This window comes from Kitasatospora sp. NPDC048286 (genome assembly GCF_043201735.1).
Lineage (GTDB): Bacteria > Actinomycetota > Actinomycetes > Streptomycetales > Streptomycetaceae > Kitasatospora.
In genome coordinates, this window is sequence record NZ_JBICZE010000007.1 from 148,894 (window position 1) to 168,539 (window position 19,646).

Here is a 19,646-nt window from a genome sequence, read left to right on the forward strand (position 1 = left end):
GCCCCTTTGGAAGGAGTCGGGATCGGCGGAAAGCCGAGCCATCCCTATCCGAAGGGGCTCCCCCGCTCAGGGATCCTGGGCCATCCGTGAGCGTTTCCGGATCATCCGACCGGAAGCGGCAGCCGCTCGGCGGCACCGTCCGGTCAGCGCCCCGGCCGCCCGCCGGGCACCGTCCGCTCCACCTCCCGGATCGCGGCGGCCAGCTCGGCCACCCCGTGCTCGCGCAGCACCCCGTAGTGGTCGCCGGCCAGGTCGACCACGGTGGGCGGGGCGGCCGAGTAGCCGCTGCGGCCCTCGATGAAGGAGTAGTCGTCGCCCGCTGCCTTGAAGAGGGTCACCGGCGCCTCCAGCCGCCGCTCGGCGAGTTCGCGGAAGCTGTACTCGAACTCGTAGGTCTCACCGACGATCCCGGTGATCCGCCGGATCAGCTCCTCGTCCAGCTCCGGCAGCATCCGGTGCACGAAGGCGACGAAGGTCGGCTCGTCCACCGTCTCGGCCAGGCAGCGTTCCAGTTCGGGGCCGCCGATCCGGCCGGTGAACACCCCGAACAGGATGGTCAGGTACACCGGGTCGGTGTACGAGGCCTCGCGGCCCCGCCGACGGCCGTCGTTCCGGCGCACCTTCGGGTTGCCGGGGCAGATCAGCAGCAGGCGTTCCACCCGCTGCCCGGCCCGCTCCAGCTGCCAGGCCGCCTCGAAGGCGACCCGGGCGCCGAAGGAGAAACCCCACAGCGTGTACGGGCCCCGCGGCTGCACCCGGCGCAGCTCGGCGACGTCGGCGGTGGCCATCTCCCGGATGGTCGGGTACGGCGTCTCGCCGGGGTTGACGCCGTACGCCTGGACGCCGTAGAACGCCCTGCCCCCGCTCGCCTCGCGGCCGAGCGGCCGCAGGTTCATCGGGTAGCCGCCGAGGCCGGGCCAGCAGAACACCGCCCGGCCGGCGTCGCCCGGGTGCAGTGGTATCAGCCGGGAGGCCGCGCCCCTGCCGCCGCTCTCCCCGCGGCCCGCGCCGTCGCCCTCCCCGCGCGCCCGCTCGATGCGCGCGGCCAGGTCACCCAGCCGGGGGCACTGGAAGAGCACCTGCAGCGGCAGGGCGACGCCGAACTCCCGGTTGATCCGGTTGACCAGGGCGACGGCGATCAGCGAGTTCCCGCCGACGGCGAAGAACTCGTCCGTCACCGACACGTCCTCGTAGTCCAGCGCCCGCCCCCAGGCCTCGGCCAGCCACCGCTCGTACCCGGTGGCCGGGGCGACGAACTCGCCGCGCACGTCGGCCGTGCGGACGGCCTCGGACGCGGCCAGCGCCTTGAGGTCCACCTTGCCGTTCGCGGTGAGCGGCAGGGCGTCCAGCACCAGCACCCGGTTGGGCAGCATGTAGTCGGGCAGCAGGGTGGCCAGTTCCTCCTTGATGATCTCGGCCGGGCCCTTCATGTGGACGGTGTCCTCGTGCATGCCCTCGCTGCGGATCTGCTCCTCGCTCACCTTGCCGCCGAGGAAGAAGTACGACGGCCCCGGGGTGATCCCGCGGCCGGCCAGGATCTCGTCGATGCGGCGGGCGGCGGGCAGCGGGTGGCCGGACTTGGAGCTGTAGCCGGAGGACATGAGGCCCAGGGCCAGGCCGTTGCACTGGAGGCGGTGCAGCACCGCGCCGAGTTCGACGTACTGCAGCCACTCCTCCTCGGCGCGGCTGACGGCGGTGATGCCGAACGAGGCCCGGGCGTAGACGGCCTGGTTGATCGCGATCACGTGCCGGGACTCCACCACCTCGTCCGCAACGTGCGTCAACTCGCCGTCGGCGTACCGGTAGAGGCCGCCGGGCAGGCCGTCCACCCGGCCCTCGTGGGCCTGGACGTACAGCTCGACGCGCTCGGCCCGCGCCGGGCCGCCGGCCCGGACGACGGCGAAGCCGCCCAGGTAGTGGTCCTCCTCGGCGACGTCCAGCCGGTCCTTGGCCGCCGGGTCGGGGCCGAGCGGGCGCACGTCCAGCCCGTACCCGGGCAGCACCTCCGCCAGGACGCCCAGCATGTGGCCGGTCTCGAACTCCAGCACCTCCCGGATGTTGTTCCTGTAGACCGGCTCGACGGCGCCGTGCTTCCCGGAGAAGTGCAGCGTCAGGCAGGCCTCGGGCGCGGGCTCGGCGGGCCCGATCCGGACCAGGACGTGCTCGACCGGGTGGTAGTAGTACAGCCCGGCGGCGAGCCCGTCCAGGCCGTCGGTCTCCAGGTACAGCTGGGTCGCGTACAGCGCGCCGGGCGAGGCGTAGGAGTACTTGGGCAGCAGCCGCTCCTCGCTGTGGAACTGGCCGAACCACCGCAGGACGCGGCCGAGTTCGGGCAGGCCCAGAAGCTCCGGGTCGCGGCCGGTGGCGTCGGCCGGGCGCGGGGCGAGCAGCGCGGTGAGGTCGTCCCGGGTGACGGCGCCGCCCTCGTAGAACCGGTAGGTCTTGCGGGCGAAGGTCTCCCGGCGCTGGTCCTCGGTCTCCTTCCGTCCGGGCAGCTCGACCCGTTCCCGGCCGGCCAGTGCACTCCGGTCGCGCAGGCCCGGGTCGGACAGCTGGGCCTTGACCTGGAGCTTGCTGGCCTTGGACTGGTGGTGGCCGCCGTGGCTGCCCTGGTCCATCAGGGCGGCCTCGCGCGGGTTGAGTTCGACGCAGGCGACCAGGTTCGGGTGCCCGGTGCGGTCGTCCCCGGTGACGACCGCGGCCGAGCGGCGCACCCAGGTGTGCTCCTCGATCGCGCGGGCGATCTCGTCCAGCTCGACCCGGTACCCGCGCAGCTTGACCTGGTTGTCCACCCGGCCGGCGAACTGCAGGGTGCCGTCCGGGTTCCGCTGCACGAGGTCGCCGGTGCGGTACAGCCGCTCGCCGGAGTCGAACGGGGCGCGGACGAACCGCTCCGCGGTCAGCTCCGGCCGGTTCAGGTAGCCGCGGGCGAGCTGGACGCCGCCGATGTACAGCTCGCCGACGCCGTCGGCGGCGACCGGCAGCAGCTCCTCGTCGAGGACGTAGCACCGGGTGTCGGCCACCGGCCGGCCGATCGGCACCGAGCCCGCGCCGTCGCCCGGATCCGCCGGGTCCACCAGGTGCGAGGTGGCGTTGATGGTGCACTCGGTCGGGCCGTACAGGTTGACCAGCGCGGCCTGCGGCAGGGCCTGGAGCAGGTCGCGGGCGAGCCGCCGGGAGAGTGCCTCGCCGCCGGCGAACACCCGGGTCAGGCCGGTGCAGTCGGTGAAGCCCTCGGTGTCCAGCAGCGCCCGCAGCAGGGTGGGCACGCACTGGAGCGCGGTCACCCGGTGCCGCCGGACGGCCGCGACCAGCGCCTCCGGGTCGCGGTACAGGCCGGGCGTGCCGGCCACCACCCGGGCGCCGACGGCGGGGGCGAGGATCTCCCACTGCGCGGCGTCGAAGCTCATCGGGGTCTTCTGCAGCACCGTGACCTCGGGGTCCAGGTGCCCGGCGGAGTGCATCCAGCGCAGCTGGGAGACCACCGAGCGGTGCTCGATCATCACGCCCTTGGGCCGGCCGGTGCTGCCCGAGGTGTAGATCACATAGGCGAGCGACTCCGGCGCGGCGGCCTCCTCCGCCGCTTCCTCCGCGGCTTCCTCCGCCGCCGCGTCCGGCACCGGCTCGGAGTCCTCGAAGGTGACGACCGCGGTCCCGGCGGGGGCCAGTGCGGCGAGCCGCTCGCGCAGGTGCGCCTGGGTGAGCACGATCCGGGTGCCGCTGTCCTCGATCATGTAGCGGATCCGGTCCTCGGGGTACTCGGGCGACAGCGGCAGGTAGCCGGCCCCGGCGTGGAGCACGCCCCAGGCCCCGGCGACCAGTTCGACGGACGGCTCGACGTACAGGCCGACACAGCCGTCCGGGCCGGCGCCCAGGCGGCGCAGCCGCGCGGCCAGCCGGCGGGCCGTCCCGGACAGCTCCCGGAAGGTGAGGCCGCCACCCTCGCCGAGGACGGCCGGCGCGTCGGGCCGGATGCCCGCCTGCCGGTCGAGCAGCCCGGTCAGCGCGGTGCCGACCGGAGCACGGCGGGCATGCGGGACGGCGGGGGTGGCGGTGTCGGTGGTGGGGACGGACGGGGTGTCGCGCATGAGACATGACCTTCGATGGTGCGTGGACGGACGGCCCCGGCGCTCCTGCTCACCAGGAGCACCGGGATCGCCACCCACCGTCGGCCGCCCGGCGTCCCGGCCGCATGAGGCACCGGTCGGGACCTGCGCCGGTGCCGTCCCGGCCGGCCCGCCCGACGTCCCGGGCGGGAGCCCGCCCGGTCCCACGCCGCCCGAGCGCCGCCCGGGCATTCGCGCGTTCACGATCACGTAACCGAACGGAAGCGCACCGTCGGTAGCGTCGGCGGCATGAAGGCATCCCGCACGCGCCCCGAACGGCTCTGGCACCGGCCCTTCCGCAGGTCCGACCGCAGGTGCGCGGCGCCCCAGGGCCAGGCGACCCGGCTGCCCGCGCTCACCGGCGGCCCGTACCGGACCGGCCGGCCGCAGCCGCCCGCGGAGCGTGCCGCCGGTCAGGCACCGGAGGCCCCGTCCCGGCTGTCCCTGCCGGACGGGACCGAGCTGCTGCTGCGCCCGGCCGGGCCGGCCGACCGGGCGGCGGCACTGGCGATGCACGGCCGCTGCTCCCCCGCCGCGCTGCGGCTGCGCTACCACGGCCCGGTCCGCGACGCCGGCCGCTACCTGGACCACCTGCTGGACCCCCGGCACGGCCGCAGCCTCGTCGTGACCGCCCCGGACGGGCGGGTCGTCGCGCTCGGGCACCTGATGTGGGACGACGGCGAGGCCGAGCTGGCCGTCCTGGTCGAGGACGCCTGGCAGCGGCGCGGGCTGGGCCTGGCGCTGCTGCGGCGGCTGTCGGCGGTGGCCCGGGCGGCCGGTGTGGGGACGGTGTACGCGGTGACCCACGGCGACAACGCCGGGCTGATCGCCGCGATGCGGCGGCTGGACGCCCCGCTGGACTTCCGGGCCGAGGACGGCACCCTGGTGATCACCGCCACGTTGGCCGCCGCGGATCCGGCCGGATGCGCCCACCGTCCGAACCGCTGATCATTTCTTCACCAGATCCTTACCCGGGCCGCTCGGGAACCCCGCGGTGCCCGTGGAGCGTCGTGAAGGAGTGGGGGTTTGGAGCCGATCCCTTGGGGCTGCTCCGTACACCGCTCTCCCCGACAGGCCGTCAGCGACGCCCGCGAACGCGTCGCAGCAGGCGGCACGGGGTCCGGATCGTCCGGTCGGGCTACGGAGTCGGTAGGCTGACCCCCGTCCCCGCCGCCCGTCGGCCCGTTATCCGGCCACGGGTGGTGCCGCAGCAAGGAGGAACCACTGAGCATGGCAGGCACCGAATCGGAGCCCACAGGCGCACGCGACGCCTCGCTGCCGGCCCGCGCCAAGATCGCGGTCACCGCCGGCCGGGTCGCCGCCGCCGTGTCGCGCAAGGCCGGGCGCGGGAGCGGCTCGGTGATCGGCGGCAAGGTCGCCCTCAAGCTCGACCCCGACCTGCTCGCCACCCTCGCCGACCACCTCGACGTCGTCCTGGTCAGCGCGACCAACGGCAAGACCACCACCACCCGCCTGATCGCCGAGGCGCTGCGCGCCGCCGGCCCGGTGGTCTCCAATGCCCTGGGCGCCAACATGCCGGCCGGCATCACCTCCGCCCTGGCCGGCGGCACGGACGCCCGCTTCGGCGTGATCGAGGTCGACGAGAAGTACCTGGCGACGGTCGCCCGCGACACCCGCCCCAAGGCGATCGCCCTGCTCAACCTCTCCCGCGACCAGCTCGACCGCGCCGCCGAGACCCGGATGATGGCCGAGAAGTGGCGCGAGGGCCTGCAGAACACCGAGGCCGTGGTCATCGCCAACGCCGACGACCCGCTGGTGACCTGGGCCGCCTCCTCCTGCAAGAAGGTGGTCTGGGTGGCCGCCGGACAGGCCTGGAAGGAGGACGCCTGGTCCTGCCCCGCCTGCGGCGGTGTCATGCAGCGCCCCGGCGACGACTGGTTCTGCCAGGACTGCGGCTTCCGCCGTCCCAACCCGCACTGGGCGCTCCAGGGCACCCACGTGATCGACCCGCAGCGCGGCGCCTGGCCGATCCAGCTCCAGCTGCCGGGCCGGGCCAACCTGGCCAACGCCACCAGCTCCGCCGCCGTCGCCGCCGTGTTCGGCGTCGCCCCGCAGGTCGCCCTGGAGCGGATGCGCTCGGTGGCCGCCGTGGCCGGCCGCTACGACGTGGTCCAGTACCAGGGCCGGGACATCCGCCTGCTGCTGGCCAAGAACCCGGCCGGCTGGCTGGAGACCTTCTCGCTGATCGACGGCCCGCCCGCCCCGGTGATCCTCTCCGTCAACGCCCTCGACGCCGACGGCACCGACACCTCCTGGCTGTGGGACGTCGACTACGAGCGCCTCGCCGGGCACCCGGTCTTCGTGATGGGCCAGCGCAAGCTGGACCTGGCCGTCCGCCTGGAGGTCGCCGGGCTCCAGTTCCACGTGGTGGACACCCTGGAGCAGGCCGTCCGGATGGCCCCGCCCGGCCGGATCGAGGCCATCGCCAACTACACCGCCTTCCAGCAGCTGCGGAAGGTCGTGGCCGGCTGATGCCGCGCCCGCACACCAGTCTTTACGTGACGGAAGGCCTTCGAGGATGAGTGAGAGCAGCCTGCGCGTGGTCTGGGTCTACCCGGACCTGCTCAGCACCTACGGCGACCGGGGCAACGCCCTGGTCGTGGAGCGCCGGGCCCGCCAGCGCCACCTCAACGTGACCCGGATCGACGTCCGCTCCGACCAGGCGATCCCCACCAGCGGGGACATCTACCTGATCGGCGGCGGCGAGGACCGCCCGCAGCGCCTGGCCGCCGAGCGGCTGCGCGCCGACACCGGCCTGGTGCGGGCCGCCGAGAACGGTGCGATCATCTTCGGCGTCTGCGCCGGTTTCCAGATCATGGGCCACGAGTTCATCAACGACCTCGGCGAGCGCGAGCCGGGCCTGGGCCTGCTCGACGTCTGGACCACCCGCGGCGAGGGCGCCCGCTGCGTCGGCGACGTGCTCGCCGACGTCGACCCCCGGCTCGGCCTGCCGCAGCTGACGGGCTTCGAGAACCACCAGGGCGTCACCCACCTCGGCCAGGGCGTGCAGCCCTTCGCCACCGTCAACGTCGGTCGGGGCAACGGCACCGGTGACGGCACCGAGGGCGCCTGGCGGGACACCGTGTTCGGCACCTACCTGCACGGCCCGGTGCTGGCCCGCAACCCCGCCGTGGCCGACATGCTGCTGAAGCTGGCGCTGGACGTCAGCGCGCTGCCGCCGGCGGACACCACCTGGTACGACGCGCTGCGCGCCGAGCGCATCGCGGCCGCGACGCGCCCCCAGTAGTACATCCGTACGCCCCGGCCGGGTGCCCGCCATGCGGTCACCCGGTCCGCGGGCGGCCCCGGAAGTACCACAATGGGGCTGCCTACTGCACACCCTCCTCGGCAGCAGGCTGCAATTCCGCGCGGGGGCGCCGACGGCGCCGCTCCCGCGTCGGCTCCTGCCCGGCCGGACCAGGGGCCGTATGCTCGACTTCGCGGCCGTTTTCGGACGTTCTGTCCGGATCGGCCGGTCCTTCACCCCTCGGCCACCTCCCCGCCACCCCGGCGTGGGAGCGACCCGTTACGGTGACGGCTCGTCGTCCCAGCCTGTAGTCCGGCCGTTCCTCGGTTCTGCTCGGGAGTTGCAAAGCTAATGCGTATCGGAGTGCTGACCAGCGGCGGTGACTGCCCCGGCCTGAACGCGGTGATCCGTTCCGTGGTCCACCGGGGGGTGGTCGACCACGGCGACGAGATCATCGGGTTCGAGGACGGGTGGCGCGGGTTCCTGGAGGGCCACCACCGCCCCCTGACCCTGGACTCGGTGAGCGGCATCCTGGCCCAGGGCGGCACCATCCTCGGTTCCTCCCGGGTCCAGCCGAGCCACCTCCGGGACGGCGTCGAGCGGGCCAGGAAGTACTGCTCCGACCTCGGCCTGGACGCGGTCATCCCGATCGGCGGCGAGGGCACCCTGAAGGCCGCCAAGCTGATGAGCGACGCGGGCCTGCCGATCGTCGGCGTGCCGAAGACCATCGACAACGACATCGCCGCCACCGACGTGACCTTCGGCTTCGACACCGCCGTCTCGGTGGCCACCGAGGCGCTGGACCGCCTGAAGACCACCGCCGAGTCCCACCAGCGGGTCATGGTCGTCGAGGTCATGGGCCGCCACACCGGGTGGATCGCGCTGAACGCGGGCATGGCGGCCGGCGCCCACGCCATCGTCGTCCCGGAGCGCCCGTTCCACATCGACAAGCTCACCGAGGTCGTCCGCGAGCGCTTCGACCGGCAGAAGAAGTTCGCCATCGTGGTCTGCGCCGAGGGCGCCAAGCCCGAGCCCGGCACCATGCACTGGGAGGAGGGCACCAAGGACATCTACGGCCACGAGCGGTTCACCGGCATCGCCACCCAGCTCTCCCGCGAGCTGGAGCACCGTCTCGGCAAGGAGGCCCGCCCGGTGATCCTCGGCCACACCCAGCGCGGCGGCACCCCGACCGCCTACGACCGGGTGCTCGCCACCCGCTTCGGCTGGCACGCCGTCGAGGCCGTCCACAAGGGCGCCTTCGGGCACATCACCGCACTGCAGGGCACCAACATCAACCTGGTGCCGCTGGCCGAGGCGGTCGCCGAGCTGAAGACCGTGCCGCAGGACCGCTATCTGGAGGCCGAGACGGTCATCTGACCGCCCGCCCGCACCCGCAGGCCCCCGGACCCGCCCCGCGCGGTCCGGGGGCCTCGTGCTCGCCGGATCCGGCGGACAACGGCCCCGGCTTCGGGTGGGCGCGGTCTCCCGCCTCGGGTGGGCGCGGCCCGGCCCCGGCCGTTAGCGTGTCCGGCATGGAGATCCTCGCGTACGGAGTGCAGGCCGACGAACGGCCACTGCTGGAGCAGGCCTTCGCCGGCCGGCACGGGCTTCGCTGCCTGGACGTGTTCCTCAACCGCGACACCGCGCCGCTGGCCGTCGGCTACCCGGCCGTCAGCAGCAGCGTCAACGCCGTCCTGGACGCCGAGACCCTCGCGGCGCTGGCGGCGGGCGGCACCAAACTCATCGCCCAGCGCTCCACCGGCTTCAACAACATCGACCTCGACGCCGCCGCCGAGCTCGGCCTCACCATCGCCCGGGTCTCCTACTACAGCCCGTACTCGGTGGCCGAACACGCCTGGGCCCTCGCCCTCGCCGTCAACCGCCGCCTCACCCGCGCCGCCAACCGCACCCGCGAGTTCGACTTCCGCCTCGACGGCCTGCTCGGCCGGGACGTCCACGGCATGACCGTCGGCGTCATCGGCACCGGCAAGATCGGCGAGTGCTTCGCCCGGATCGCGGCCGGCTTCGGCACCGAACTCCTCGGCTGGGACATCGCCCCCAACCCCGCCTGCCTCGACCTCGGCATGCACTACACCGAACTGCCCGAACTCCTCACCCGCGCCGACCTGGTGAGCCTCCACGTTCCCCTCCTCCCCGCCACCCACCACCTGATCGACGGGGACGCGCTGGCCCGGATGAAGGACGACGCCATCCTGATCAACTCCAGCCGCGGCGGCCTCGTCGACAGCGCCGCCCTGGTCGAGACCCTGCGCGCCGGACGCCTCTCCGGCGTCGGCCTCGACGTCTACGAGGAGGAGACCGGCCTCTTCTTCACCGACCGCTCCATCCAGGGCATCACCGACGACACCCTCGCCCGCCTCGTCACCTTCCCCCAGGTCCTGGTCACCAGCCACCAGGCCTACTTCACCCGCACCGCCGTCGGCCAGATCATCGACGCCACCGCCCGCAACATCGACGACTTCGCCGCCGGCCGCCGCAACGAGAACACCCTCGTCCCCAAGAGCACGTGAGCCGCGGTGCTCGACGGCCGGCCGGACCGGCAGGTGCGGCACCGCGCCGCCGCGACCGGGACTCCCGACGAATCCGTGGCCGCCGCCTTGCAGGACGCGGCGCGACGGGCCGCCCGGCGCGGCGGCATCGCCGCGGCCGTCACCGCGCTGGAACATGCCGCCGCGCTCAGCGAGGACGCCGACCGGCGTGCCGAACTCCGGGCAGGGGGGAATCTCACTGAGCGCTCCAAGGCGGGTGACGGGTGACGGAGGGTCGGCGCCCCCTGGCTGGGTGCCGGGTTCGGCGGACATCGGTCGTGCCGCCGTCCGCGAGGTGGTCAGGCCTGCCGGCCCCGGCGGCGCAGCCAGGGGGCGCCGCGTCCGCGACCTGGCGCCGGCCGCTGTCGACGGTCAGCGAGTGCCCTTCGACCGCCGGCCCCTTTCCGCCCCCGAACCATCACGATTGTCTAACTGACCGTCAATTCACAGAATCTGCTTACGCTTTCCTCTCGCCGTCCGTAGTCTTCCCAGCGTCATCCGACCGCCGAGCCGATCGGCGCGGGCCACAGGGAGTACGAGGCGCGTGAGGCTCTACGGACAGGAGGCCGTCCTCGACGGCCTCGTCCCCCAACTGGTGGGACTCGACCGCACCACCAACCGACGACCGCACCACCGGCGCGCCGCCCCGGTCGTCCACCTGGTCGGCGCGCGCGGCAGCGGGAAGACCACCCTTCTCGACGACCTCCGGAACAACTACCGCAACCGGGTCCCCCTGGTCCGGGCCGACCTGGCAAGGGAGGACTTCGGCTTCGAAGGACTGGGGAGGCTTCCGGGCGACGACCTCCCGAACGCCTCCCACCACACCAGCCTGCTCTACCTGGTCTCCCACTACCTGCAACTCGCCGTCCCGGGCTCCTGGACCAGCCTCAAGTTCCGCAGGCTCTCCCTCGGTCTCCTCGTCGTCACCACCTGGCCGGCCTCCACCCCCGCCGACCCCGACGAACCGGCCGACCTCCACAACCTCCGGCAGCAGCTGGACCGCTTCCGGACCGTCATCACCGCCGACAGTGTGGACCGCAGACGCCGCAACGAACTGATCAAGCAACTGTTCGACGCCTTGCTCCCCCTGATCAGCACCGTCACCGCGATGCCCCCCGGCGCCGACGCCCTCGCCCAGACCGTCCTCACCACGGCCCGCGACGCCCTCCTCTCCCCGCGCGGTGACCGGGGCGCCCTCAACTGGTGGAAGAAGAGGCTCGGCGACTACCAGGGCGACGCCATCCAGAGGCTCTACCGGTTCGGCCAGACCTTCCAGCAGCAGGACCACCGACGGAACGGGATCGAGGCACTCCTCACCGCCGCCCTCATCGCCGACATCGACGACAGCTACGACCTCAGACGACGTCTCAACGACACCCCCCGGCCGCTCATCCTGCTCGACAACCTCGACGCCCTCCCCGACGACCGGCTCATCGCCCCGCTCCGAGACGCCTTCGCCCACCTCGACGCCGACCGACCCGGCACCCACCCCGTCTTCGTCGTCACCACCCAGGGCCCCTCCCGGGGCCTCCCGCCCCTCACCCGCGACCCCATCCCGGACGGGACCTGGATGACCATGGGCCTGCCCCCCGTACGGCAGCGGGAGATCCGGACGATGCTCGGCACCACCCTCTACCCGACCGAACTCCCCCTCCTCGTCGACCGGCTCAGCGGCGGACGCGCCGCCACCGCCTGCACCCTCCTCGACGCCTTCGACAGGGTCCACCAGGCCGCCGACCGCACGGGCGCCGCCGGCAGCACCCGCGCCCTCACCGACCAGCTCCGCTCCCCCAGCGACACCGGGACCCTCGCCGGCCTCCTCCACGACCTCGTGGACCAGTTCCTCCCCGACCCCGCCCTGCGGGCCCGCATCCGCCTCCTCTCCGCCGCACTCGACCGCGGCGAGGCCATCGCCCTGCTCACCTCCTACCGCCAGGAGACCGACCCCGTCGACCGGCTCGAAGAAGTCCAGGCCCACCTCACGGCCAACCACGCCGACCCGTACCACTGGCCCTCGTACGGACCCGGCACGCCCTACCTCGCCGACCGCGCCCTGCGCACCCTGCTCCTCCAGGAACTACGCGCCGAAACCTCCTGGGCCGGCTGGGAGCAGATGCACAACCTCCTCCGGGACCGCTACCCGAGCCCCACGGACGGCACCCCCCGCTCGGCGGAAGCCGAAGCCAAGTACCTCCACCACACCCTCGCCCTGGGCCACATCGCGGAAGTCACCAACGCCCTCCACCGGCGCTTCCTCGCCGACCGGCCCGCCGACTGGCTCACCCTCCTCAACGTCGTCTGCTCCGCCCCCCAGCCCCCCGACGTGCAGACCGTCCCCGCACCCCTGTCCTGCCCCACCTGCACGGGCCCCGGTGCCGCCGCCGGCTCCCCCACCGTGCACCTCGCCGTCGCCCGCCTCCTCACCGCCCTGTGGCAGCAGTCCGCACCCCTCGCCGCCACCGACGAGGACCACGTCAACGAGATCGCCGCGCACCTTCGCACCCTCCGCGCGGTGAGCGACGACCCCGAACTCAGCCTGCTCCGGGCCCGCGACCACTGGCCCGTCCAGCTCCGGCAGGGCACGCAGGCACCCGACCTGCCGATAGAGAGAGCGAACGCATGAGCATCTCCGACATCTACGACGGCTGGGGGCGGCTCACCAAGGTCCTCGCCCTGGTGGCGGCCCTCGCCGTCGTCGCGGGCGCGATCGTGGCGGGCATCGAACTCACCCGCCCCGATCTCTCCTGCGGCAAGGGCGTGAGCAAGCAGACCCCCCACGGGGAGTGCACCGGCGTCACCGACGGCGCGTTCAGCTTCTCGCCCGCCCTCGACGCCGTCTCCCACCGGATCAAGGCGGAGAACGACAGCATCGCCGACCGCCCGCACGTCACCGTCGCCGTGATGGTCCCCATGACGGGCCTCGCCCAGTCCGTCAGCCAGGACCGCGTCCTGCGGCAGCTCCAGGGCGCCTACCTCGCCCAGTACCGCGCCAACCACGACGACGGCGGCAGGACCCCGCCCATCCGGCTCGTCCTCGCCAACCCCGGCTCCGACAGCTTCAACTGGAGGCCGGTCACCGAACAGCTCGCCGGCATGGCCGCCTCCACGCAGGACAACCTCCGCGCCGTCACCGGATTCGACCGCAGCGTCCCCTCCACCAAGGAGACCATCGCCCACCTCACCCGCGACCTAAAGATCCCCGTCGTCGGAGGGGCCATCACCGCGGACGACCTCGCCAACAGCCCCCAGGGGCCGAAGGACTTCCCCGGCCTCGTCCGGGTCGTCCCCACCAACACCGGCGAGGCCGACGCGCTCTCCTACTACGGCGCCCAGACCGGTACGCCCGAGAGTGCCGTCGTCGTCGAGGACACCCGCGAGGACGACAACTACATCACCACCCTCAAGCGTGCCTTCGAACGGAACACCAAGATCACCGCCGCCCACCAGCCCCAGACCTACACCTCGCCCCAGGACATCAACCAGGTCGGCAACATCCCCAACGTGTTCGACATCATGATCCAGAACATCTGTCAGTCCCAGGCGAACACCATCTACTTCGCCGGCCGCTACCTCCAGCTGCGGCTGTTCATCAACCGGCTCGGGGCACGCGGCTGCACCATGAAGCCGTACACCCTCATCAGCGGCTCCGAAGCGAACTCCCTGCTCACCGACCCCGAGCTCGACTGGGCGGCCCTCTCCAAGAACGTCACCGTACGCTACGTCTCGCTCGCGCACCGGGACATGTGGACCGGACCGACCGTCAACGGAGGCTCCGCCGAGGACCTCCAGGCACTCTCCGCCCGCGTCGACCAGGCCGCCAAGGAACCGGTCGGCCCCATCGGCCCCACCGACCTCTTCGACTCCCGCACCATCGTCATGCACGACACCGTGTGGACGGCCATCAGCGGCATCCGCCTCAGCGTCTCCGGAACCACCCCGCCCGCCACCTCCGCCAACCCGCTGCCCAGCATCACCGACGTCGCCAACATCTGGCAGTTCATGCACTCCAAGGCGATGGTCAAGGGCGCGGGCGGCTGGATCTGCCTCGACCAGAACGGCAACCCCTACGACAAGGCCCTCGCCATCGTCGAACTCCGGGACAACCCCCACGCCGCCAAGTTCGTCGGGCTCGCCTGGCCGACCGGCAAGCCCCCGGAGGAGGACTGCACCGCGCCGAACTCCTGAGCACGCCTGCCGGGCATGCCTTCCGAGCGGGATCGGCCGGCGGTGCCGGCACGGTGACCGACGTCCTGGTCGTCACCGGCGCGCAGAGGAGCACCCCGCCCGCGCTGCCGGCCCGGGTCATGGCGGCCACCACCCGCGCCGTCGTCGACCGGATCACCGACGACGACACCGCGGGCCGCCGGACGCCGACGCGCACGGGCGACGGCGTCCGGCCCCGGAAGGCGGCGTCGGCTCAGAAGGCCGCGTTGGCGCAGGCCAGGCGGCTGCCGGCCTTGCCGGCCGAGCCCGCGGCCGTCTCCGTCTTCATCGCGTGCAGGATGACCGACTTGGGCGCCCGGCCGTCGGAGAAGTCCCAGGGCTGCTTCGACCAGACCACGGCGTGGCCCTGGGCGTCGGTCTGGAAGTCCAGCCAGATCTCGTTGGTGGGGTTGGCGAACTGCGGGTCCGTCGAGGCGCCCTTCGGGTCGGGGGTGTGCTCGAAGTGCCCGCCGGCCGCGTCGCCGTTGGCACCGCAGGCGTTGACGTGCGCGTGCGAGCCGTAGACCGTGCTCGGCAGCAGGCCGCTGACCTCCATCCGCACCAGCGTGCTGCCACCCGCCGCGACGACCTGCACGGTGGCCTTCGCGCCCGCCGGGACCTTGGTGGTGTCGTACGTGGGCGCCGCCGGGTTCGCCGCGAAGTCACCGAAGACGGCGTCGGTCTTGTGGGCCGCGCCCAGGTCGGTCTTGGTGTCGCCGTCGGTCATCGCGCCGTGCATCGCCGTCCCGGGGGCCATGTGACCGGAAGACATGTCCATGTCCATGGTCGACGGGGCCGAAGCCGTGGCCGGCGCGGCCGAGGCGGACGTGCCGGACGCCGCCGGGGCGGTCGCGGAGGAACCGCAGGCAGCGAGCAGCGGAGTGGCCACGAGGGCGGCGGCGAGAGTGAGGGCGGAGCGCTTCATGATCAGTTGGCCTCGTCTGTTCGGTACAGGAGTCGGCGGCGCTCGGCGCGACCGCCTCGACGGGCACCCGGCCGGTCCCTCCGGCGGCTGCCCGCCAGAGTGCACGTAGCACCCGCACGACCGGTTCAATCAGTGCTGGTCGAACGGGGTGGCGGCGTCACCGCGACGGCCGTCGGCGGCGGGCGACACCCCGGAGCCGACGAGGCCGGTCGCCCCGGTCGCCCCGGTCGGCGCGGCCGCGGGGTGCGCCGCCGGTCCGTGTTCCGTCGCCATCCTCCGAGCCTCCCTGCCGACCGGTCGGCCGGTCCGGCCAGGACGGGCGCGCGGTGGGGAGCCACCCGTACGGAGGGGGCGGGGGTAGGCCCGAGGTAAGGCCCGCCTAGGCTGTATGCCAAGCAAAAGGGGCGAACCGGACCCGCACCAGGGACCACGAGGACGGAAAGCAGGACCCGCCGATGGGCGACGGAATGTCAGGAATGCACCACCACGGCGGGATGACCCAACTAGGCCCGTTCACCTTGTCGAACGTCTGGACCTGGTCCCCGGACTGGGTGTTCCTGATCGGCGGTCTCGTCGTCCTGGGGCTGTACGCGGCGGGCGTGGTGCGGCTGTACCGGCGCGGCGACCGCTGGCCGATCGGCCGGATGGTCGGCTGGGCCCTGGGTGTCGCCAGCCTGCTGCTGGTCACCTGCACCGGGCTGAACGACTACGGCATGGTGCTGTTCAGCGCGCACATGATCCAGCACATGGTGCTCTCCATGCTGACACCGATCCTGCTGCTGCTCGGCGCCCCGATCACGTTGGCCCTGCGGGCGCTGCGCCCGGCCGGCAAGGGCCGTCCGCGCGGGCCGCGCGAGCTGCTGGTGGCGCTGCTGCACAGCCGGTACATCCGGATCGTGTCGCACGCGGCGTTCACCATCCCGATGTTCATCGCGAGCCTGTACGGGGTCTACTTCACCCCGCTGTTCGACTTCCTGATGCAGTACCGCCTCGGGCACATCTTCATGATGGTGCACTTCCTGCTCACCGGTCTGGCCTTCTTCTGGCCGATCATGGGCGTGGACCCTGGCCCGCACCGCCCCGGCCACGTGATGCGGATCATCGAGCTGTTCATGGGGATGCCGTTCCACGCCTTCTTCGGCGTGGCGGTGATGATGGCCGGCCACCCGCTGGTCACCACCTTCACCGTGGAGGGCGCACCACCGGGGACGAACCTGCTGGAGGACCAGAAGCTGGCCGGCGGCATCACCTGGGCGTTCGGCGAGATCCCGACCGCGATCGTGCTGATCGCGCTGGTCTACCAGTGGATGGGCTCCGAGCAGCGGCAGGCCCGCCGCCGCGACCGTTCCGAGGAGCGCACCGGCGACGCCGAGCTGGAGGCGTACAACGCCTACCTGGCCTCGCTGCACAAGCGCGACCGGCGCGCGGGCGCGGCCCCGACGGCCCCGGTCGCCCCGGTCGCCGGCGCCGCCCCGGCAGCCGACGCGGGCTGAGGCCCGCCGTCCGCCGCGGAACGCTCGTTCCCGGGAACCCCCGTTCCGCCTCCGGAACGGGGGTTCCGCCGTTACCGGGGCCTGGGACAGCGGTGCCACCCGGTGCGGAACGGTCGTTCCGGCGCGGGCGTTCGAACAGGTATGCACGTCCTGCTGATCGTCGCCGTCCTGCTCTGCGGGTACGTCCTGCTCTGGCTGCTCGGCTTCCTCGGCTTGGCGCTGTACCACCGCCACCGCAGGCCCGCGCCGGCCGGCCCGGACTACCTGGTGGTCCTGGGCGCCGCGCTGGACGGCTGTGAGCCCGCGGCCCCGCTGGCGGCCCGGCTGGACGCCGCACTGGAACGTCTCGCCGCCGAGGAGGCCGCCGGGTACGCCCCGCTGGTCCTGGTGACGGGCGGGAAGGGCCCGCACGAGGAGTGCACCGAGGCCGCCGCGATGGCCCGCTACCTGGTGGCCAGGGGCGTCCCGGTCGAGCGGATCCGGCGCGAGGAGCGCGCCGTGAACACCGCCGAGAACCTGCGCTTCAGCGCCGCCCTGATGGCCGCCGAGCGCCCCGGCTACCGCTGCACGGTGGTCACCAACGGCTTCCACACCGTCCGCTCCGCGCTGGCCGCCCGCCGGGCCGGCGCCCCCCCCCGCCGCGGTGCTCGGCGCGGACGGCCCGCTGGCGCACGGCCCGTACCTCCTGCTGCGCGAGGCCGTCGGCACCGCCCTCGCCCTGCTCGGCCGCGCCTGAACCGGGACAGCCCGAAGGCCCCGGGTCCGATCCCTGGGTTTCAGGAATCAGAGCCGGGGCCTTCGTCAGCTCGACTCGACCGGAATCAGCCGAGGTTGGCGAGCGCCTCGTTGAAGGTCTTCGACGGGCGCATCACGGCGGCGGCCTTGGCCGCGTCCGGCTGGTAGTAGCCGCCGAGGTCGACCGGCGAGCCCTGGACGGCGATCAGCTCGTCCACGATGGCCGACTCCTGCTCGGCCAGCGTCGCGGCCAGGCCGGAGAAGGCCTGGGCCAGCTCGGCGTCGGCGGTCTGCTTGGCCAGCTCCTGGGCCCAGTACATGGCCAGGTAGAAGTGGCTGCCGCGGTTGTCGATGCCACCGAGGCGGCGGCTCGGCGACTTGTCCTCGTTGAGGAAGGTGCCGGTGGCGCGGTCCAGGGTGTCGGCCAGCACCTGGGCGCGGGCGTTGTCCGTGGTGCTCGCCAGGTGCTCGAAGCTGGCGGCCAGCGCGAAGAACTCGCCCAGGCTGTCCCAGCGCAGGTAGTTCTCCTTGACCAGCTGCTGGACGTGCTTCGGGGCGGAGCCGCCGGCGCCGGTCTCGAACAGGCCGCCGCCCGCCATCAGCGGGACGACCGACAGCATCTTGGCGCTGGTGCCCAGCTCCAGGATCGGGAACAGGTCGGTCAGGTAGTCACGCAGCACGTTGCCGGTCACCGAGATGGTGTCCTCGCCGCGGCGGATGCGCTCCAGCGAGAACTCGGTGGCCTCGACCGGGGACTTGATCTCGATCTGCAGGCCGGCGGTGTCGTGCTCCGGCAGGTACTGCTTGACCTTCTCGATCAGCACCGCGTCGTGGGCGCGGGTCTCGTCCAGCCAGAACACCGCCGGGACGCCGGTGGCGCGGGCGCGGGTGACGGCCAGCTTGACCCAGTCCTGGATCGGCAGGTCCTTGGTCTGGCAGGCGCGGAAGATGTCGCCCGGCTGGACGGCCTGCTCCAGCACCACGTTGCCCTCGGTGTCGACCAGGCGGACGGTGCCCGCGGCGGCGATCTCGAAGGTCTTGTCGTGCGAGCCGTACTCCTCGGCCTTCTGGGCCATCAGGCCGACGTTCGGCACCGAGCCGATGGTCGCCGGGTTCAGGGCGCCGTGGGCGCGGCAGTCGTCGATGACGGCCTGGTACACGCCGGAGTAGCTGCTGTCCGGCAGCACGGCCAGGGTGTCGGCCTCCTTGCCGTCCGGGCCCCACATGTGGCCGGAGGTGCGGATCATGGCCGGCATCGAGGCGTCGACGATGACGTCGCTCGGCACGTGCAGGTTGGTGATGCCCTTGTCGGAGTCGACCATGGCCAGGGCCGGGCCCTCGGCCAGCTCGGCCTCGAAGGAGGCCTTGATCTCGGCGCCCAGGTGCGGCACGTTGTCGAGCCCGGCCAGGATGCCGCCGAGGCCGTTGTTCGGGTTCAGACCGGCGGCGACCAGCACCTCGCCGTACTTGGCGAAGGTCTTCGGGAAGAACGCGCGGACCACGTGGCCGAAGATGATCGGGTCGGAGACCTTCATCATGGTGGCCTTGAGGTGCACCGAGAACAGCACGCCCTCGGCCTTGGCACGGGCGACCTGCGCGGCCAGGAACTCGTTCAGGGCGGCGGCCCGCATCACCGAGGCGTCGACGACCTCGCCGGCCAGCACCGACACCTTGTCGCGCAGCACGGTGGTGGTGCCGTCCTCGCCGAGCAGCTCGATGCGCAGCGCACCGTCGGCGGCGATCACGGAGGACTTCTCGGTGGACCGGAAGTCGTTCTCACCCATGGTGGCGACGTTGGTCTTGGAGTCGGCCGTCCAGGCACCCATGCGGTGCGGGTGGGTCTTGGCGTAGTTCTTGACCGACTGCGGGGCGCGGCGGTCCGAGTTGCCCTCGCGCAGGACCGGGTTGACGGCGCTGCCCTTGACCTTGTCGTAGCGGGCGCGGACGTCCTTGTCCTCGTCGGTCTGCGGGTCGTCCGGGTAGTCCGGCAGGGCGTAGCCCTGGGCCTGGAGCTCGGCGACGGCGGCCTTGAGCTGCGGCACCGAGGCCGAGATGTTCGGCAGCTTGATGATGTTGGCACCCGGGGTCTTGGCCAGCTCACCCAGCTCGGCCAGCGCGTCGCCGATCCGCTGCGCCTCGGTCAGACGCTCCGGGAAGCTCGCGATGATCCGCCCGGCCAGGGAGATGTCGCGGGTCTCCACCCGCACACCCGCGGTCGAGGCGTAGGCCTGGACCACCGGCAGGAACGAGTAGGTCGCCAGGGCCGGAGCCTCGTCGGTGTGCGTATAGATGATGGTCGAGTCAGTCATCGGTACTCCGCTTCACGTCTCCAACGTCTTGACGTCAAGATATCTCGTCACAGGCCTC

General features: G+C 72.7%; 14 protein-coding genes. 10 read left to right on the forward strand and 4 right to left on the reverse strand.

The annotated features are described in order from the left end of the window. Positions 1 to 143: 143 nt before the first annotated feature. Positions 144 to 4,088: an amino acid adenylation domain-containing protein gene (locus ACGF13_RS18900; RefSeq protein WP_392876153.1), complete on the reverse strand. Its 3,945-nt coding sequence runs from the start codon at positions 4,086 to 4,088 to the stop codon at positions 144 to 146. A gap of 267 nt (positions 4,089 to 4,355) precedes the next feature. Between ACGF13_RS18900 and ACGF13_RS18905 the strand changes: the two genes are divergently transcribed. The 8 genes from ACGF13_RS18905 to ACGF13_RS18940 all read left to right on the forward strand — a co-directional run bounded on the left by ACGF13_RS18905 (position 4,356) and on the right by ACGF13_RS18940 (position 14,108). Beyond that, complete coding sequence (locus ACGF13_RS18905) at positions 4,356 to 5,054, forward strand: GNAT family N-acetyltransferase (RefSeq protein WP_392876155.1); 699 nt, start codon at positions 4,356 to 4,358, stop codon at positions 5,052 to 5,054. 282 nt (positions 5,055 to 5,336) lie between these two features. Then, positions 5,337 to 6,599, forward strand: a complete 1,263-nt coding sequence (locus ACGF13_RS18910) for a MurT ligase domain-containing protein (RefSeq protein WP_224281748.1) — start codon at positions 5,337 to 5,339, stop codon at positions 6,597 to 6,599. Positions 6,600 to 6,645: 46 nt separating this feature from the next. After that, on the forward strand, positions 6,646 to 7,374 hold the full coding sequence (locus ACGF13_RS18915) for a type 1 glutamine amidotransferase (RefSeq protein ID WP_392876158.1): 729 nt from the start codon (positions 6,646 to 6,648) through the stop codon (positions 7,372 to 7,374). A gap of 351 nt (positions 7,375 to 7,725) precedes the next feature. Beyond that, positions 7,726 to 8,751, forward strand: coding sequence for a 6-phosphofructokinase (locus ACGF13_RS18920; protein ID WP_392876160.1), 1,026 nt, complete (start codon positions 7,726 to 7,728; stop codon positions 8,749 to 8,751). A 155-nt stretch (positions 8,752 to 8,906) separates the two neighbouring features. Then, the gene (locus ACGF13_RS18925; protein WP_392876162.1) at positions 8,907 to 9,905 is read left to right on the forward strand and encodes a 2-hydroxyacid dehydrogenase; all 999 of its coding nucleotides are present in this window, start codon (positions 8,907 to 8,909) and stop codon (positions 9,903 to 9,905) included. A gap of 6 nt (positions 9,906 to 9,911) precedes the next feature. After that, positions 9,912 to 10,151 carry a hypothetical protein gene (locus ACGF13_RS18930; protein WP_392876165.1) on the forward strand — a complete coding sequence of 80 codons (240 nt, stop codon included), beginning with the start codon at positions 9,912 to 9,914 and terminating at the stop codon, positions 10,149 to 10,151. A gap of 316 nt (positions 10,152 to 10,467) precedes the next feature. Further along, positions 10,468 to 12,546, forward strand: a complete 2,079-nt coding sequence (locus ACGF13_RS18935; protein WP_392876168.1) for a hypothetical protein — start codon at positions 10,468 to 10,470, stop codon at positions 12,544 to 12,546. Next, entirely contained in the window at positions 12,543 to 14,108 is a 1,566-nt protein-coding gene (locus ACGF13_RS18940; RefSeq protein WP_392876171.1) for an ABC transporter substrate-binding protein, read from the forward strand. The genes ACGF13_RS18935 and ACGF13_RS18940 overlap by 4 nt, the downstream gene beginning before the upstream one ends. 232 nt (positions 14,109 to 14,340) lie before the next feature. Here ACGF13_RS18940 and ACGF13_RS18945 read toward each other — a convergent pair whose 3' ends face one another. Further along, positions 14,341 to 15,051 carry a superoxide dismutase gene (locus tag ACGF13_RS18945; protein ID WP_392876174.1) on the reverse strand — a complete coding sequence of 237 codons (711 nt, stop codon included), beginning with the start codon at positions 15,049 to 15,051 and terminating at the stop codon, positions 14,341 to 14,343. A gap of 129 nt (positions 15,052 to 15,180) precedes the next feature. Next, positions 15,181 to 15,324: a hypothetical protein gene (locus ACGF13_RS18950; protein WP_392876177.1), complete on the reverse strand. Its 144-nt coding sequence runs from the start codon at positions 15,322 to 15,324 to the stop codon at positions 15,181 to 15,183. Between the two features lie 203 nt (positions 15,325 to 15,527). Between ACGF13_RS18950 and ACGF13_RS18955 the strand changes: the two genes are divergently transcribed. Further along, entirely contained in the window at positions 15,528 to 16,544 is a 1,017-nt protein-coding gene (locus ACGF13_RS18955; protein WP_392876180.1) for a cytochrome c oxidase assembly protein, read from the forward strand. Between the two features lie 141 nt (positions 16,545 to 16,685). Beyond that, entirely contained in the window at positions 16,686 to 17,447 is a 762-nt protein-coding gene (locus tag ACGF13_RS18960) for a YdcF family protein (RefSeq protein WP_392876183.1), read from the forward strand. On the opposite strand, the gene ACGF13_RS18965 is transcribed toward ACGF13_RS18960, so the two are convergent. Next, a complete protein-coding gene (locus ACGF13_RS18965; protein WP_392876186.1) occupies positions 17,366 to 19,588 on the reverse strand; it encodes an NADP-dependent isocitrate dehydrogenase in 2,223 nt (740 codons plus the stop codon). The genes ACGF13_RS18960 and ACGF13_RS18965 overlap by 82 nt on opposite strands. Positions 19,589 to 19,646: the final 58 nt, after the last annotated feature.